The organism is Corallococcus sp. Z5C101001, from assembly GCF_007352635.1.
In the GTDB taxonomy this organism is placed as follows: Bacteria; Myxococcota; Myxococcia; order Myxococcales; family Myxococcaceae; genus Corallococcus; species Corallococcus silvisoli.
The window spans coordinates 537,699-553,163 of record NZ_VKLU01000003.1 but is presented as its reverse complement, the minus strand read 5'-3'; the positions used below and the strand labels follow the sequence as shown (position 1 = coordinate 553,163).

The window sequence follows — 15,465 nt, the reverse complement described above, 5'->3', positions numbered from 1 at the left end:
GGGAGTCCAGCGTCGTCCATTCACCAGAGGGGTCTTCCTGCGGCCGAGTCTAACCGCAAAGCAACGCCAGAAGGGCCACGCCCCTCATCCCGTGCCCGGGCGCTCGCCTAGTCCAGCCGCCGGTGCGTCAGGCACGGCAAATTCCGCCGGATGCGCGCCAGGAGCTCGGGGTCCACCGGCGCCACGGCCAGCCCCTCGCCCTCGGAGGCGCGCGCCGTCACCAGCCCCCAGGGGTCCACCACCATCGCGTGCCCGTACGTCAGCCGCTGCGCCGAGTGCCGCCCGCCCTGGGCCGGCGCCAGCACATACGCCTGGTTCTCGATGGCCCGGGCGCGCAGCAGCACCTCCCAGTGGTCCTTGCCGGTCATCATCGTGAACGCGGCCGGCACCGCCAGCAGCGTCGCCCCGTCCTTCGACAGCCGCCGGTACAGCTCCGGGAAGCGCAGGTCGTAGCAGACGCTCAGCCCCAGCCGCCCCACCTCCGTGTCCGCCGCCACCACCTCCGTCCCTGGCGCCACCGCCGCGGACTCCTGATAGGTGGCACCATCCCCCACATCCACGTCGAACAGGTGCATCTTCCGGTACACGGCCAGCCGCGCGCCGTCCGGGCCGAAGAGGACGCTGGTGTTGTAGAGCCGGTCGCCCGGCGCCCCGGTCTCCAGGATGGAGCCGGACAGCACGGTCGTCTTCGTCTCCCGGGCCAGCTGCGCCATCCGGCTGAGCGTGGGGCCGTCCAGGCCTTCCGCGGCGGAGGGGCGCTCGGGCTCCGGGCCCATCCAGGAGAAGTTCTCCGGCAGACCCACCAGGCGGGCTCCCAGGGAGGCGGCCTGGCGCACGAGGCGGGTGGCCACCTCCAGGTTGTGGGCCTTGTCGGCGGTGGACACCATCTGGGCGGCGGCGATGAGGTGCATGGGGGCGTTATAGCGCCACCCGCGTCGCGCGAACCCCTGGGAATCCTTCAGTCCGGGGGGGCGTTGAGCTGGCGCCTCGGGGTGTGTCCTTCCTTTACACCCCGAGGGGGCGTGTGTTACGGACGCCCCGACATTTTTCGACGCATCACATCGAAAAGTGGGCCGCCGTGCCCGCTTTTCGTGTTTTTGGAGACCTGCTTCCCGGTTATGGAGTCGAAGAACATCAAAATGACGGTGGAGGAGAAGGCGGCGGCGCTGCTGGATCCCATCGTGGCGAACGAAGGCCTGGAGCTGGTGGACCTGGAGTACGTCCGCGAGCGTGAGGGCTGGGTGTTGCGGCTGTTCATCGACAAGCCAGGCGGCCGGGTGGGTCTGGACGAGTGCTCCCAGGTGTCGCGCGCCGTGGATCCGGTGCTCGACGTGGAGGACTTCATCCCCCAGGAGTACAACCTGGAGGTGTCCAGCCCCGGAGTGAACCGGCCGTTGAGGAAGCCGGCGCACTTCGAACGGGTGAAGGGGCAGAAGGTCAAGGTGAAGACCTTCGGCCCGCTGGGCGAGCCTCCGCGGAAGAACTTCAGCGGCACGCTCACCGAAGTGGCGGCCGACGCCATCTCCGTGGACGTGGAGGGGGGCGGCGTCTTCGTCATCCCCTTCAAGGACATCGCCAAGGCCCATCTGGAGTTCGAGTTCTAGACGTCGACATACAGGGGACCCTGTTCGCGCCAGGGCCGCCCGTGGACCCATTTTCGGAGAAGAGAAAGCCATGCCCACGCCCGCCAACCCGGCCGTCAACCTCAACCTCGTCCTGGATCAGGTCGCCAAGGACAAGGGCATTGAACGGGCCGTGCTCATCTCGACCCTCGAGGACGCGATGAACACCGCGGCCAAGAAGCACTTTGGCCAGGATCGCAACCTGGAGGCCAAGTACGACCCGGAGAAGGGCGTGGTGGAGCTCTTCCAGGCCATCACCGTGGTCGCGGAGATCACCGACCCCGTCCAGGCCGTGAACCAGATCACGATGGACGAAGCCCACAAGAAGGGCATGGAAGTGGAGCCCGGTGACGAGCTCGTCTTCCAGATCTTCTACCGTGACGAGGACGCCGCGGAGGCCAAGGCCCAGGACGACCAGTACGGCGACATCCTCCGGCTGAAGACCTTCCGCCGCGGCTTCGGCCGCATCGCGGCCCAGACGGCCAAGCAGGTCATCCTCCAGCGCACCCGCGACGCCGAGCGCGAGAACGTCTTCAACGAGTACCGCGACCGCAAGAACGAGATCGTCACCGGCATCGCCCGCCGGTTCGAGCGCGGCAACATCGTGGTGGACCTGGGCCGCGCCGAGGCCGTCCTGCCCGTCCGCGAGCAGGTCCCGCGCGAGACCTACCGCCCGGGCGACCGCGTCCAGGCGTACGTGCTGGACGTGCTGCGCGAGTCCAAGGGCCCGCAGATCGTCCTGTCGCGCGCGTCCGTGAACCTGCTCACCAAGCTGTTCGAGATGGAGGTGCCGGAGATCGCCGAAGGCATCGTCGTCATCGAGGCGGCGGCGCGCGAGCCCGGTGGCCGCGCGAAGATCGCCGTGTCCAGCCGCGACTCGGACGTGGATCCGGTGGGCGCGTGCGTGGGCATGAAGGGCAGCCGCGTGCAGGCGGTGGTGCAGGAGCTGCGCGGTGAGAAGATCGACATCGTGCCCTACGACGAGGACCCGGCCCGCTTCGTGTGCTCGGCCCTGGCCCCCGCGGAGGTCAGCCGCGTCATCATCGACGAGGCGAACCACGCCATGGAGCTCATCGTCCCGGACGACCAGCTCTCCCTGGCCATTGGCCGCCGCGGGCAGAACGTGCGCCTGGCCGCGCAGCTGACCGGCTGGAAGCTGGACATCAACAGCGAGAGCCGCGTGCGGGAGATGCGCGAGTTCGCCAGCCGCTCGCTGGGCGCGCTGCCCGGCGTCAACGAGATGCTGGTGGAGACGCTCTACGCGCACGGCTTCCGTCAGGCGCGCGACGTGGCGGATGCGAACGCGGAGGTGCTGGCGCAGATCCCCGGCATCGACCCCACCCGCATCGCCTCCATGCAGGAGGAGGCCAAGAAGCGCATGGTGGAGGACCAGCAGGAGCTGTCGCGCATGGACTACGAGCGCGAGCAGGCCCGGCTGGCCGAGGCCCGCCGCCACCCGGACGAGCTGTCCCAGCCGGAGCGCATGGCGCGCGTGCGCGGCGTCGGGGAGAAGACCATCGAGCAGCTCATCCTCGCCGGCTACCGCACGGTGGAGGACATCGCGAACGAGAAGGACCTCACCCGCCTGGGCGACGTGCCAGGGGTGGGTATCAAGAAGGCCCGCCAGCTGAAGAGCGCGGCGGAGAACTACCTGGTGGAGGAGGCGAAGCTCCGCGCCGAACTGAACGCGGAGCGGGGGGCGCTGGCGTCGGCCGGCGCCACGGAGGGCGCGGAAGCGGCCAAGGCACCGTAGGCACCGAGGAACGGGGAGATGCGCCGCGCAACGAAACGGCCTGGGACACATCCCACTGAAATCACGACGTCAGGTCCGGTCAGGACCTGCGTCGGGTGCGGTTCGCGCAAGGCACAGGCGGAACTCACCCGGTTCGTGGTAGGTCCCCAGGGCAGCGTGGTGGCGGACAGGCGGCGGAGGCTGCCGGGGCGGGGGGCGTACCTGTGCGGTGCCGGTTGTCTGACGGCAGCGCTCAAGCGTAAGGCGCTGGGCAGGGCCTTCCGGGGCAAGGCGGGGCAGGTCGACCCGTCCCAGCTCGGGCAGGCTTGGGAGTGAGGGCGGGAGGGTGGAGAGGTTGCGGGGGGAGGTGGCTGTTAAGCACCACTCGCACACAATTTCGGCTTTGGACTAGGGTGCTCGGCCTCGTCGTCGGCGGAGCAGAAGGCCAATCAAGGTATGTCGAAGAAGCGCGTTCACGAAATCGCCAAGGAGCTCAAGAGCCACGGGATTGAGCTCGACAACAAGGAGGTCGTGACCGAGCTCGCTGGGCTGGGTTACGACGTCAAGAGCCACTCGTCCTCCCTGGACGATGACCAGGCCACGGCCGCGGTCCAGAAGATCCTGGACAAGCGCAAGCCGAAGCAGGCCGCCCCGCCCGTCGCCGCCAAGGGCTTCGTGGTGCGCCGCAAGGTCGGTCCTCCGGCGGGCATGTCCGCCCCGGACAACCCGGACGCCTACGCGCAGTCGAACGAGTCGTCCTACGACGCCTCGGAGCCCACGCACGAGCCGCAGGGCTTCGTGGAGCCGGAGCAGCCGTCGGCGCCCGCCGCCGTGGAGGCCGCGCCCACCCCGGTGGAGCAGGCCCCCGTGGCCCATGCTCCGGAGGCCCCGGCCGTGACGGCCGCGCCCTCCGAGACCACCGTCGCCTCCATCGCCGCTGCCCCGGAGGCGCCGTCCGCGCCCGAGGCCCCGGCCACCCCGCCTGTTGCCGCAACCGCCACCCCGCCCGTGACGCCGCCGTCCACCCCGCCTCCCGCGGCCGTGGTGGAGACGCCCCGGGCCGCCGAGCCGACCCCGGCCACGGCGACACCGCGCAGTCCTTCGCAGGAGAGTCCCCGCTTGCCCAACCCCCCTCCGCGCTCGCCGGTCCCGCCCACCGCACGGACGCCTTCCTCCACGTCGACGTCCGCGACGGTCATCTCCCGAGGTCCCGGTTACGTGCAGCGTCCGGGTTCCACGGGTGGGCGCCCTGGTGGGCCTCCGGGCAGTCGCCCGGGCGGACCCGGTGGTCCCGGCAGCCGTCCGGGGGGGCCCGGTGGTCCCGGCAGCCGTCCTGGCGCGCCCATGCAAGGGCGTCCGGGCGGTCCGCCGGTGCAGAACCGTCCGGGAGCGCCCATGCAGGCGCGTCCGGGCCAGACCGGGCCGGTGCGTCCGTCCTCGCCGCCCCAGGCGGCCGGCGGCGGCGCCCCGGTGCAGCCGAACGGCCCCACCATCATGGTGGGCGGCGTCCCGCACGCCCAGGTCGCGCCCACGCCGGGCGCCCAGGCGCGCCCCACGGCCACCCAGGCCGTGGTCATCTCGCGCCCGCTCATCCAGGTCCGCCGCGTCACGCCCACCACGACCCAGGCCAAGCAGTACCCCATGGCCCCGGGCCGCACGGCGCTCGGCACGGAGAAGCGCGAGTACAAGGTCGTCCCGGATCACCTGGGCCGCGGCCGCGAGCTCGTGGACGTCTCCAAGAACAAGGAGCGTGGCCAGCGCAAGCGCACGGGTCCTGAGACGACCAGCGTTTCGAAGCAGGAGCTGTCGGACATGGTCTGGGGCCGCATCCAGATCCCCATCCGCGGCAAGAAGCGCAAGCCCACGAAGAAGGGCGCCAAGACGCAGATCACCCAGATGGCCGAGGACAAGAAGGTCATCAAGCTCCAGGAGGGCATCAGCGTCTCCGACCTGGGTCAGCGCATGGGTGTGCGCACCGCGGAGCTCATCAAGAAGCTGATGGGCATGCAGAAGATGGCCACGGCGAACCAGATCCTGGACGCCGACACCGCGGAGCTCATCGCCACCGACTACCACTGGAAGGTCGAGCGCGTCGGCTTCGAGGTGGAGGACTACCTGCCGGAGGTCACCGCCCGGGCCGAGGACGAGCGTCCCCGTCCGCCGGTGGTCACCATCATGGGCCACGTCGACCACGGCAAGACGAGCCTGCTCGACGCCATCCGCCAGGCCAGCGTGGCCTCGGGCGAGGCGGGCGGCATCACCCAGCACATCGGCGCGTACAGCGTGTCCACCGCGCGCGGCGACGTCACGTTCCTGGACACCCCGGGTCACGAGGCCTTCACGTCCATGCGCGCCCGTGGCGCCAACGTGACGGACATCGTGGTGTTGGTGGTGGCCGCGGACGACGGCGTGATGCCCCAGACCGTGGAGGCCATCAAGCACGCCAAGCAGGCGGAAGTGCCCATCGTCGTCGCCATCAACAAGATGGACGTCCCGGGCGCCAACCCCGACCGCGTGAAGAAGGACCTCGCGAGCCAGGAGCTGGTGCCGGAAGAGTGGGGCGGCGACACCATCATGGTGCCCGTCTCCGCGAAGACGAAGATGAACCTGGATCTCCTCCTGGAGAACCTGGCGCTGCAGGCCGAGGTCCTGGAGCTGACGGCGAACCCCACCCGTCCGTCGGTGGGCGCCATCGTGGAAGCGAAGCTGGAGCGTGGCCGCGGTCCCGTGGCCACGGTGCTGGTGCAGGAGGGCACGCTCAAGCTGGGCGACGCCATCGTCACCGGCACGCACTACGGCCGCGTCCGCGCCATGAACAACAGCCGCGGCGAGCAGGTGAAGGAAGTGAAGCCGGGCTACTGCGCGGAGGTCGTCGGTCTGTCCGGCGTGCCCACCGCGGGTGACGCCATCAACGTGGTGTCCGACGAGAAGGCGGCCAAGCAGATCGCCGACCACCGCGGGATGAAGGAGCGGCAGGCGGAGCTCAGCAAGGTCAGCCGCGAGTCCCTGGAGCAGCTCTTCGCCAAGACGAAGGCGGGCGGCGGTCCCAAGGAGCTGCGCGTCGTCATCAAGGCGGACGTGCAGGGCTCCGCGGAGGCGGTGCGCCAGGCGGTCGAGAAGCTCACCACGCACAAGGTGCGGGTGGTCATCATCGACGCGGGCGTGGGCGCCATCACGGAGACCGACGTCATGCGCGCCGCCGCTTCCAAGGGCGTCGTGCTGGGCTTCAACGTGAAGCCGGAGTCGGGCGCGGAGGCCGCGGCCAAGGCGCAGGAAGTGTCGCTGCAGAGCTACTCCATCATCTACGAGCTCATCGACGGGGTTCGCACGGAGATGGAGGGCCTCCTGGAGCCCATCCGCACCGAGCGCAAGCTGGGCCGTGCGGAAGTGCGCAACACCTTCAACGTGCCCAAGCTGGGCACCATCGCTGGCGCGGCCGTCCTGGACGGCGTGATGAAGCGCGGCTCGTTCGTGCGCCTGATGCGCGAGAACAAGCAGCTCTTCTCCGGCAAGATGGCGTCGCTGCGCCGCTTCAAGGACGACGTGAAGGAGGTCGCGCAGGGCTTCGAGTGCGGTATCGGCATCGAGAACTTCAACGACCTCAAGGCCGGCGACATCATCGAGGCCTACGAGATCGAGGAGACCCGCCAGAGCCTCTCCTGAGTCCAGGAGGCGCACTCGACGGACCCCGGGGAAGGCCCCACCTTCTCCGGGGGAAGGACGACGTGTCGGCGGGGGCTCGGCGCGGATGATGCGGCGCGCCGCCGTCGGCCTGGGGGACCTCTATGTTCGTGGGTGTCGCACGCCTCACCCTCCAGATTCCGGAGAGCGCCTCGCTGAAGTCCAAGCGTCAGGTGCTCCGCCGGGTGACGGACCGGGTGAAGGCCCGTTTCAACGTGGCCGTCGCGGAAGTGGACGACCAAGACCTCTGGCAGAAGGCGTCCGTCGCGCTGGCGGTGGTCGGCAACGAGCGCCGCCATGTGGATGAGCAGCTGGAGAAGATCATCCACTTCATCGAAGAGATGTACGTCGCGCCGCTGATGGCCCGGGAGACGGAGATCCTCGCCTTCGGGGAGAAGCTCTACTCCGAGCCCGTCACGGGCGCGTTCCGTGCCCCGGCGAAGGTGCCGGAGGACGAGCTGGACGCGGAGGCCGGCCTGTCACCCGAGGACGCGCACGCGCACTCGGAGGCCGCCATCGCCCGCTTCCTGCGCAGCGACCGTTCGCTGGCGGAGGCGGAGGGGCTGGGCTCCTGGGAGCAGCGGCACGAGGGGGCGGGTCCCGGGACGGGGACTTCCCGGCCCCTGGTTGAGGGTGGAAATCTGTCGCTGGACGACGCTCGGGCCAAGGCCCGGGCGCTGCGCAACCCGCGAGACTGGGAGAAGAAATGACGACGCATGCACGACCCGAGCGCGTGGGGCAGGAAATCCAGGCGGCGATTGGCGCCCTGCTGACGCGGGGGGAATTGCGCGACCCGCGCATCGGCTTCATCACCATCACCGGCGTGAAGGTGTCGCCGGACCTGCGGGTGGCGAAGGTCTTCTATTCGATGTTGGGCACGGACCAGGAGAAGGCGGACACCCAGAAGGGCCTGGACGCGGCCAAGGGCTTCGTCCGCCGCGAGGTGACGTCCGCGGTGAACCTGCGCGTGTCGCCCGAAATCTTCTTCGCCTTCGACGCGTCCGTGGGCGAGGGCGATAAGATCGACCGGCTCCTGCGCGAGGTGCGCGGCAAGGAAGGTTGGTAGAACCCGCGTCATGGACGGCGTCCTCGTCATCGACAAGCCCCTGGGCCCCACCTCCTTCGACGTGGTGCGCCAGGTGCGCGGCCTGCTGAAGGTGAAGAAGGCGGGCCACACGGGCACGCTCGACCCGATGGCCACCGGTGTGCTGCCGGTGTGCCTGGGAGAGGCCACCAAGGTCGCGGGTTACATCACGGAAGGTGACAAGGCCTACGACGCCGTGGTGCGGCTGGGCGTGGAGACGGACACCCAGGACGCCCAGGGCAAGCCGACGGCGGAGGCCCCGGTGCCCCCGCTGACGGCGCCGCTGCTGGAGTCGGTGCTCGGCCGCTTCCGGGGCACCTTCGAACAGGTGCCGCCCATGTACTCGGCGGTGAAGGTGGCCGGGAAGCGCCTGTACGAGCTGGCCCGGGCGGGCGAGGAAGTGGAGCGGGCCAGCCGCACCGTCACGGTGCACGAGCTGGTGCTGCGCGACTTCTCCGCGGACCGGCTGACGCTGTCGGTGCGCTGCTCGAAGGGCTTCTATGTGCGCACGCTCGCGTTCGACCTGGGCCGCGCGCTGGGCTGCGGGGCGCACCTGGAGGCGCTGCGGCGCACGATGAGCGGCCCCTTCACCCTGGCGCGCTCGCTGCCCCTGGGGGACCTGGCGTCCCTTTCGCGCGAGGACGTGGCCGGGCGGCTGGTGTCCCTGGCGGACGCGCTGACGGACCTGCCCGCGGTGCGGGTGGGCGCGGAGGACGCGCGGCGGGTGACGCACGGCGTCCCCGTGGAGGTCGCGCCCGTGCCGGGCCGGGTGCGTGTGCTGGGCCCGGAGGACGCCCTGCTCGCCATGGCGGAGGTGGTGGGCGGGCGGCTGCGCTACCTGCGGGTGTTCGTCTGAGTGGCCACCCGGACCCATGACATCGCGGTGAGCGTGGCCCCCAGCCTGCGCGGCGCCTTCGACGGGCGGCGCGAGCTGTCGCTGGGCGTGCCGGCGGCGGCGGGCATCGGCGACGTGGTGGAGGCCCTGCTGCGGCTCTACCCGCGCACGCGGCAGCTCCTGGCGGGCGACAGCGGCGAGCCGGGCAGCCTGTACCTGCACGTGGCCATGGACGAGGCGACCGCCCGGGAGCTCTCCCCGGGGGCCGGCGGAATGCCCAGCGGCTGCCGGTTGTACGTCTTCGCACTGTCCCGACCCCCGAGGGGCGGACGGACAGGCGGCGAAGGTTGACCCCCCCGGGGGTGAAGCTTATAAGCGGCCCGCTCGTTAGAAGGACATGGCCTGGTCTGTACCCCTCCGCGGACCCAGGCGGCACGAGCGGTCACCCCGGAGCGGGATTCAGGAAGAAGCCATGTCGTTGCATCAGGAGCGCAAGAGCGAGCTGGTCACGAAGTTCCGCACCCACGAGTCCGACACCGGCTCGCCCGAGGTGCAGGTGGCGCTGCTGTCCGAGCGCATCAACATGCTCACCGAGCACTTCAAGACCCACAAGAAGGACCACCACTCCCGCCGCGGTCTGCTGAAGCTGGTCGGTCAGCGCCGCCGCATGCTGGACTACCTCAAGTCCAAGGACGTGGCCCGTTACAAGAAGCTCATCGAGGGCCTCGGCATCCGCAAGTAGGCACTGGAGAGCACCCGGGGCGCTGGCACAACACCAGCGCCCCGCGCGTTTAGGCAGCACGGTTTCGCAGCACCGGTTCAAACAGAAGCGCGGACGTGGGCGAAGGAGTGGGCGAGGGCGTGGTGGAGGCAGGCTCTTTTGGTTTCCGTTCAGACCGGCCGACCTGAGGTTCCAGGTGGGCGGGTGTGATCAGGGATCAAGAGGTCTGGTCCATCCCTCCGGCGCTCCGCAACGGAGCCCGTTTCCGCAGTACAGGCAGCGTTCGTCTGGCATGTGCCTGCTTCAAGGCCCTGGCGACCGCTCATTCCCAGAAGGCCCCTTCCAGGCGGCCCGGCCCCATGCACGTGGGCCGGCCGTGGCTGGCGCGGGTCTTCGCACGCGAAGCAGGCACAGAGGCCACACGACATGTTGAAGAAGAGCGTCAAGATTGGTGAGAACGAGCTGAGCATCGAGACGGGCCGCCTGGCCAAGCAGGCTGACGGCGCGGTGGTGGTCCGCTACGGCGACACCATGCTGCTCATCACGGCGGTGAGCGCGCGGGAGAAGAAGGACGTCGACTTCCTGCCCCTCACGGTGGAGTACCAGGAGAAGCTGTACTCGGCGGGCCGCATCCCGGGCAGCTACTTCAAGCGCGAGGGCCGTCTGACGGAGAAGGAGACGCTGGCCTCCCGTCTGGTGGACCGCTCCTGCCGCCCGCTGTTCCCGGAAGGCTACGCCTACGAGACGCAGGTCATCGCGTCCGTCATCTCCGCGGACCCGGAGAACGAGGGTGACATCCACGGCATCACCGGCGCCTCCGCGGCGCTGTGGGTGTCGGACATCCCGTTCAACGGCCCCATCGCGGGCATCCGCGTGGGCCGCGTGGGCGGCCAGCTGGTGGCCAACCCCACCGCGAAGCAGCGCGAGCAGAGCGACCTGGACCTCGTCATGGCGGTGAGCCGCGAGGCCATCGTGATGGTGGAGGGTGGCGCGGAGGAGGTCAGCGAGGCGGACATGGTGGCGGCGCTGGAGTTCGGCCGTCAGCAGGCCCAGCCCGCCCTGGACATCCAGGACCAGCTGCGCGCCGAGCTGAAGAAGCAGGTCCGCTCCTACGACAAGCTGGCCACCATCGACGAGGGCCTGCGCGCGCAGGTCCGCGCCCTGGCGATGGACGGCGTGAAGGCCGGCTACGCCATCAAGGAGAAGGCGGCCCGCTACGACGCGCTCTCCAAGGCGAAGAAGGCGGCGGTGGCCGCGCTCAAGGAGAAGATGGGCGCGGAGTTCACCCCGCAGGTGGAGAAGCACGCCAAGCAGGTCATCGAGGACCTGAAGTACGACCACATGCGTGAGCTCACCGTGAACGGTGGCCGCATCGGTGACCGCGGCCACGACGTGGTGCGCTCCATCACCAACGAGGTCGGCGTGCTGCCCCGCACGCACGGCAGCGCGGTGTTCACCCGCGGCGAGACGCAGGCGCTCGTGGTCGCCACGCTGGGCACCAGCGAGGACGAGCAGCGGCTGGAGCTCTTGAGCGGCCAGGCCTTCAAGCGCTTCATGCTGCACTACAACTTCCCGCCCTTCAGCGTGAACGAGACCAAGCCCCTGCGCGGCCCCGGCCGTCGCGAGGTCGGTCACGGCGCCCTGGCGGAGCGCGCGCTGCGCAACATGATTCCGGCCAGCGACTCGTTCCCCTACACGGTGCGCCTGGTGTCGGAGATCCTGGAGTCCAACGGCTCCTCGTCCATGGCCTCCGTGTGCGGTGGCACGCTGGCGCTGATGGACGCGGGCGTCCCCATCAAGGCGCCGGTGGCGGGCATCGCCATGGGCCTGGTGAAGGAGGGTGAGAAGATCGCCATCCTGTCCGACATCCTGGGGGATGAGGACCACCTGGGCGACATGGACTTCAAGGTCTGCGGCACGTCCAACGGCATCACGTCCATCCAGATGGACATCAAGATCACCGGCCTCACCACGGAGATCATGAGCCGCGCGCTGGAGCAGGCGCGTCAGGGCCGCATCCACATCCTGGCGGAGATGGCGAAGACGCTGAACGCTCCCCGCAAGGAGATCAGCCAGTTCGCGCCGCGCATCACCACCATCCAGATCCGTCCGGAGTTCATCAAGAACGTCATCGGGCCGGGCGGCAAGGTGATCAAGGACATCATCGCCCGCACGGGTGCCGCGATTAACATCGAGGACACCGGCCGCGTGGACATCGCCAGCGCGAACGGCGAGGCGGTGAAGGCGGCCATCGCGATGATCCAGGCGCTCACGCGCGAGGCGGAGATCGGGAAGATCTACACGGGCACGGTGCGGAAGATCGCCGAGTTCGGCGCCTTCGTGGAGCTGTTCCCGGGCACCGACGGCCTCATCCACATCTCCGAGCTGTCCGACAAGCGCGTGAAGAGCGTGTCGGACGTGCTGAGCGAGGGTGACGAGGTGCTGGTGAAGGTCGTCAGCATCGACAAGACGGGCAAGATCCGCCTGTCTCGCAAGGAGGCCATGGCCGAGCGCGCCACCGCGCAGGGCACGCCCCCTCCGGCCGCCGCCCCCGCGGCCCCGACGCCGGACGCGAAGGCCTGAGTCTGGCCTTCCGGTAGAGGCCTTCCTCCCGCGAGGAAGGCCGCTTCCCGACGCCCCGTCTCCTCCCGCCTCCGGGCGCGAAGGGGCGGGGCGTTGTCGTGGGTGGGGCCGCGGACCAGGCGCCGGATGGATGCCGGGTTCCTCCCGTCCGCGTGTCGAGCCGGGAGTGGGGGCGGGCGCCGGGCTCGTCCTATCCGGGTGTCGAGCGGAGGGGAGCGAATGCCGGGCTCGTCCCATCCGTGTGTCGAGCCCGGGGGCGGATATGGGGCTCCTCCCGTCCGCGTGTCGAGCTGCGGGCGGGGGCGGATGCCGGGCTCGTCCCATCCGTGTGTCGAGCCGAGGGGAGCGAATGCCGGGCTCGTCCCGTCCGTGTGTCGAGCCCAGGGGGCGGATATGGGGCTCCTCCCGTTCGCGTGTTGAGCCCGGGGGCGAGGGGCGGAGGCCGGGCGCTTCCCGTCCGCGTGTCGAGCCCGGGGGCGAGGGGCGGAGGCCGGGCGCCTCCCGTCCGCGTGTCGAGCCCGGGGGCGAGGGGCGGAGGCCGGGCGCTTCCCGTCCGCGTGTCGAGCCAGGGGCGGGGGGGGCGGAGGCCGGGCGCCTCCCGTTCGCGTGTCGAGCCGGGGGCGAGGGGCGGAGGCCGGGCGCCTCCGGTCCGCGTGTCGAGCCCGGGGCGGGTGTCGCGGGCCCGGGGATCTGCCGGGCGCGCTCCGGGCCGCCTGGGTTTTCGTGCTCCGGCCCTGGCGGTTTAAATCCCCAGCGGGGCTTGCCTCGTTGATGGGGGACCGCTCCGGAGGCGTCGCCATGCCGTCCCAGCCATCCAGCTCCCCGGAGCCCTCGAGCAGCTTCCTCACGGATGTGTCCCGCTTCCTGGGCGCGTTCCGCTGGGCGTTCATGCCGCTGGGCCTGCTGGCGCTGGTGGCGGTGGGCGTACACGCGGCGGCGGACACGCTGGATGACCGGCTGCTCACGGGGGTGGACCGGCTGGACTCGGCGTTCGACGCGTGGGTCGGACAGTCGTCCTCGACGGCGTTCCTGGTGGACTGGGTGTCCCTGGAGACGCGCACCCGGCTGGCGCGGGCCCTGGCCCTGGTGTGGGAGCTGGCGGCGGACCTGCTCCTGGCGCTGCCGGCGCTCGGCTATCGCGAGGTGGCGGCGCCCCGGCCGGCGGAGGCCTGGCGGCGGCTGGAGGTGTCCTCGGAGGCTTCCTCGTGGAAGGCGCTGCTGCGGCGCTGTCTTCGCCGTCCCACGCCGATGCGGTGGGTGCGGCCCCTGGCCACGGCGGGCGTGGTGGTGGCGGGCGCGTGCACGGTGGCGCGGCTGGTCCAGGGCACGGTGTACCTGTCGTGGCGGCCGTTGTTCGGCGACACCGCCGCGGACCTGTCCGCCCGGGGGCTGGCGGTGGCGGCGCTGTGCGGCGTGAGCGTGTCGCTGGGCTGGCGCGCGGTGCTGCGAAACCTCCAGCACGCGGACGCGGCCTGCGAGGCGGTGGGCCCCCGGCGGGCGTGGACGCGAGGCCTCGTGGGTTGCCTGCTGGTGGCGCCCCTGGGCTTCGCGGCGGCGTGGGACGCGGCTCCGGTGCTGTCCTTCCTTCGCTGAGGCCCTGACGCATGTTCGCTCGACGCGCCCGGGGACTGCTGGACTTCACCTTCGCGCTGCTGTGCGTGTGGTGCGCGTACCACCACACGCCCGCGGGCGCGCTGCTGCGGCGCGCGGGAGCCTGGGCGTTCCACACGCGCACCACGGCCCGGCCGCTGCTGGCGTACTACGACGGGGTGAGCGGCACGGCGGTGCCCATGCCGGACGCACTGCCCGCCGTGATGCTCACGCGCGTGCCCACGAGCGCGGAGGCGCTGGCGTGGGGGGCGCACTCGGCGCTGAAGGCCCTGGACCCGAAGGCGCGCGAGCCCGCCCTGGCCCTGGCGCGCGAGCTGGGCATCGCGCCGGAGACGCTGGTGGACCCGACGCGTGGGCCCGTGGCGACGCGGCGGCTGCTGGATGCGCTCGCCGGGGACTTCCCGTCGGAGGAGGCGCGGCTGACGGCGGTGTTCGCCGGGCGGGTGCCCGCGCGGTTCGCGCTGGCGCGGGTGGACGCGGAGGGCGGCGCGCTCAGCCTGGAGCGGCTGGCGAAGCAGTTGCCGCCGGGCTTCGAGGGCTCCTCGGTGGGCGCGGCGCAGGCGCTGGCGCTGTCGACGGCGCTGATGCTCGGGTGGCCGGTGGCGGAGAGCGCGCCGGTGACGAGCCCGTTCGGCTACCGCGTCCACCCGACCCTGCGCACGCGGCGGATGCACACGGGGGTGGACCTGGCGGTGCGCTCGGGCACGACGGTGAGCGCGGTGGCGGCGGGCGTGGTGCGCCGCGCGAGCGAGGACTCCGTCAACGGCCGCGTGCTGGTGCTGGACCACGGCCGGGGCGTGACGACGGCGTACTGCCACAACTCCGAGCTGCTGGTGACGGCGGGCACGCGCGTGGAGAGGGGCCAGGCCATCGCGCTGTCGGGGAGCACCGGCCGCTCCACCGGGCCGCACCTGCACTACCAGCTGGAGCTGGCCGCCCGGCCCGTGGATCCGTTGGGGTTCCGCACCGCCCTGCGCATGGCGGACGGCGCGACCGAGCTGTGAGCGCGCTGGCCGGACGACCCGTGACGTCGGGGCCAGGAAGTAGAGGCGGGTATGGGTGCGTGTTACGGCAGGCGCATGGACCCCTCGCTGACCGTCCCCGTGCGCCGGGTGCGCTCGCATCCGGACCCCCTGCCGCTGCCCCGCTATGAGACGGCGCAAGCCGCGGGCCTGGACCTGCGGGCCGACATCGACGAAGAGCGGGTGCTCCAACCCCTGGAGCGGATGGCGGTGCCCACGGGGCTGGCCTTCGCGCTCCCCCCCGGCTTCGAGGGGCAGGTGCGGCCCCGCTCGGGGCTGGCGCTGCGCCACGGGGTGACGTGCCTCAACTCCCCCGGGACGGTGGACGCGGACTACCGGGGGGAGGTGCAGGTGCTGCTCATCAACCTGTCCAACGCGCCCTTCACGCTGCGTCGGGGGGACCGGGTGGCCCAGCTGGTGGTGGCGCCAGTGACCTCCGCGGCCCTGCTCGAGGTGGCCGTCCTGGAGGTGACTTCCCGGGGTGACGGCGGTTTCGGGTCCACGGGCCGCTGAGGCCCGGCGCGCAACGTCGTTCCTCAACGGCTCCGGAGCGGGCAGAATGGAGTTCCCGGCC

Annotated in this window: 14 protein-coding genes; 13 read left to right on the top strand and 1 reads right to left on the bottom strand. The window is 71.1% G+C overall.

Features of this window, described 5'->3' with window-relative positions; translation table 11 throughout:
- Positions 1–107: 107 nt before the first annotated feature.
- Entirely contained in the window at positions 108–911 is an 804-nt protein-coding gene (locus FOF48_RS08265; protein ID WP_143899655.1) for a carbon-nitrogen hydrolase family protein, read from the bottom strand.
- Between the two features lie 207 nt (positions 912–1,118).
- Between FOF48_RS08265 and rimP the strand changes: the two genes are divergently transcribed.
- From rimP to dut, 13 genes are all read left to right on the top strand, one after another.
- The gene (rimP, locus tag FOF48_RS08260; protein WP_143899653.1) at positions 1,119–1,604 is read left to right on the top strand and encodes a ribosome maturation factor RimP; all 486 of its coding nucleotides are present in this window, start codon (positions 1,119–1,121) and stop codon (positions 1,602–1,604) included.
- 70 nt (positions 1,605–1,674) lie between these two features.
- Entirely contained in the window at positions 1,675–3,375 is a 1,701-nt protein-coding gene (nusA, locus tag FOF48_RS08255; protein WP_143899651.1) for a transcription termination factor NusA, read from the top strand.
- 18 nt (positions 3,376–3,393) lie between these two features.
- Complete coding sequence (locus FOF48_RS08250) at positions 3,394–3,690, top strand: YlxR family RNase P modulator (RefSeq protein WP_143899649.1); 297 nt, start codon at positions 3,394–3,396, stop codon at positions 3,688–3,690.
- A 120-nt stretch (positions 3,691–3,810) separates the two neighbouring features.
- Positions 3,811–7,017: a translation initiation factor IF-2 gene (gene infB, locus FOF48_RS08245; RefSeq protein WP_143899647.1), complete on the top strand. Its 3,207-nt coding sequence runs from the start codon at positions 3,811–3,813 to the stop codon at positions 7,015–7,017.
- Positions 7,018–7,139: 122 nt separating this feature from the next.
- A complete protein-coding gene (locus tag FOF48_RS08240; RefSeq protein ID WP_143899645.1) occupies positions 7,140–7,745 on the top strand; it encodes a DUF503 domain-containing protein in 606 nt (201 codons plus the stop codon).
- Positions 7,742–8,101, top strand: a complete 360-nt coding sequence (gene rbfA, locus FOF48_RS08235; RefSeq protein ID WP_014398810.1) for a 30S ribosome-binding factor RbfA — start codon at positions 7,742–7,744, stop codon at positions 8,099–8,101. Before FOF48_RS08240 ends, rbfA begins: the two co-directional genes overlap by 4 nt.
- Before the next feature lie 10 nt (positions 8,102–8,111).
- Positions 8,112–8,975 (top strand): tRNA pseudouridine(55) synthase TruB, encoded by an 864-nt coding sequence (gene truB / locus FOF48_RS08230; RefSeq protein ID WP_143899642.1) that lies wholly within the window; start codon positions 8,112–8,114, stop codon positions 8,973–8,975.
- Complete coding sequence (locus FOF48_RS08225) at positions 8,976–9,305, top strand: hypothetical protein (protein WP_143899640.1); 330 nt, start codon at positions 8,976–8,978, stop codon at positions 9,303–9,305.
- A gap of 121 nt (positions 9,306–9,426) precedes the next feature.
- On the top strand, positions 9,427–9,696 hold the full coding sequence (rpsO, locus tag FOF48_RS08220) for a 30S ribosomal protein S15 (RefSeq protein WP_014398807.1): 270 nt from the start codon (positions 9,427–9,429) through the stop codon (positions 9,694–9,696).
- 405 nt (positions 9,697–10,101) lie between these two features.
- The gene (gene pnp / locus FOF48_RS08215) at positions 10,102–12,258 is read left to right on the top strand and encodes a polyribonucleotide nucleotidyltransferase (RefSeq protein WP_143899638.1); all 2,157 of its coding nucleotides are present in this window, start codon (positions 10,102–10,104) and stop codon (positions 12,256–12,258) included.
- Positions 12,259–13,056: 798 nt separating this feature from the next.
- Positions 13,057–13,851, top strand: a complete 795-nt coding sequence (locus tag FOF48_RS08210) for a hypothetical protein (protein ID WP_143899636.1) — start codon at positions 13,057–13,059, stop codon at positions 13,849–13,851.
- Positions 13,852–13,862: 11 nt separating this feature from the next.
- The gene (locus tag FOF48_RS08205; protein WP_143899635.1) at positions 13,863–14,873 is read left to right on the top strand and encodes a M23 family metallopeptidase; all 1,011 of its coding nucleotides are present in this window, start codon (positions 13,863–13,865) and stop codon (positions 14,871–14,873) included.
- Between the two features lie 75 nt (positions 14,874–14,948).
- Complete coding sequence (gene dut, locus FOF48_RS08200; RefSeq protein ID WP_143899633.1) at positions 14,949–15,404, top strand: dUTP diphosphatase; 456 nt, start codon at positions 14,949–14,951, stop codon at positions 15,402–15,404.
- Positions 15,405–15,465 lie beyond the last annotated feature (61 nt).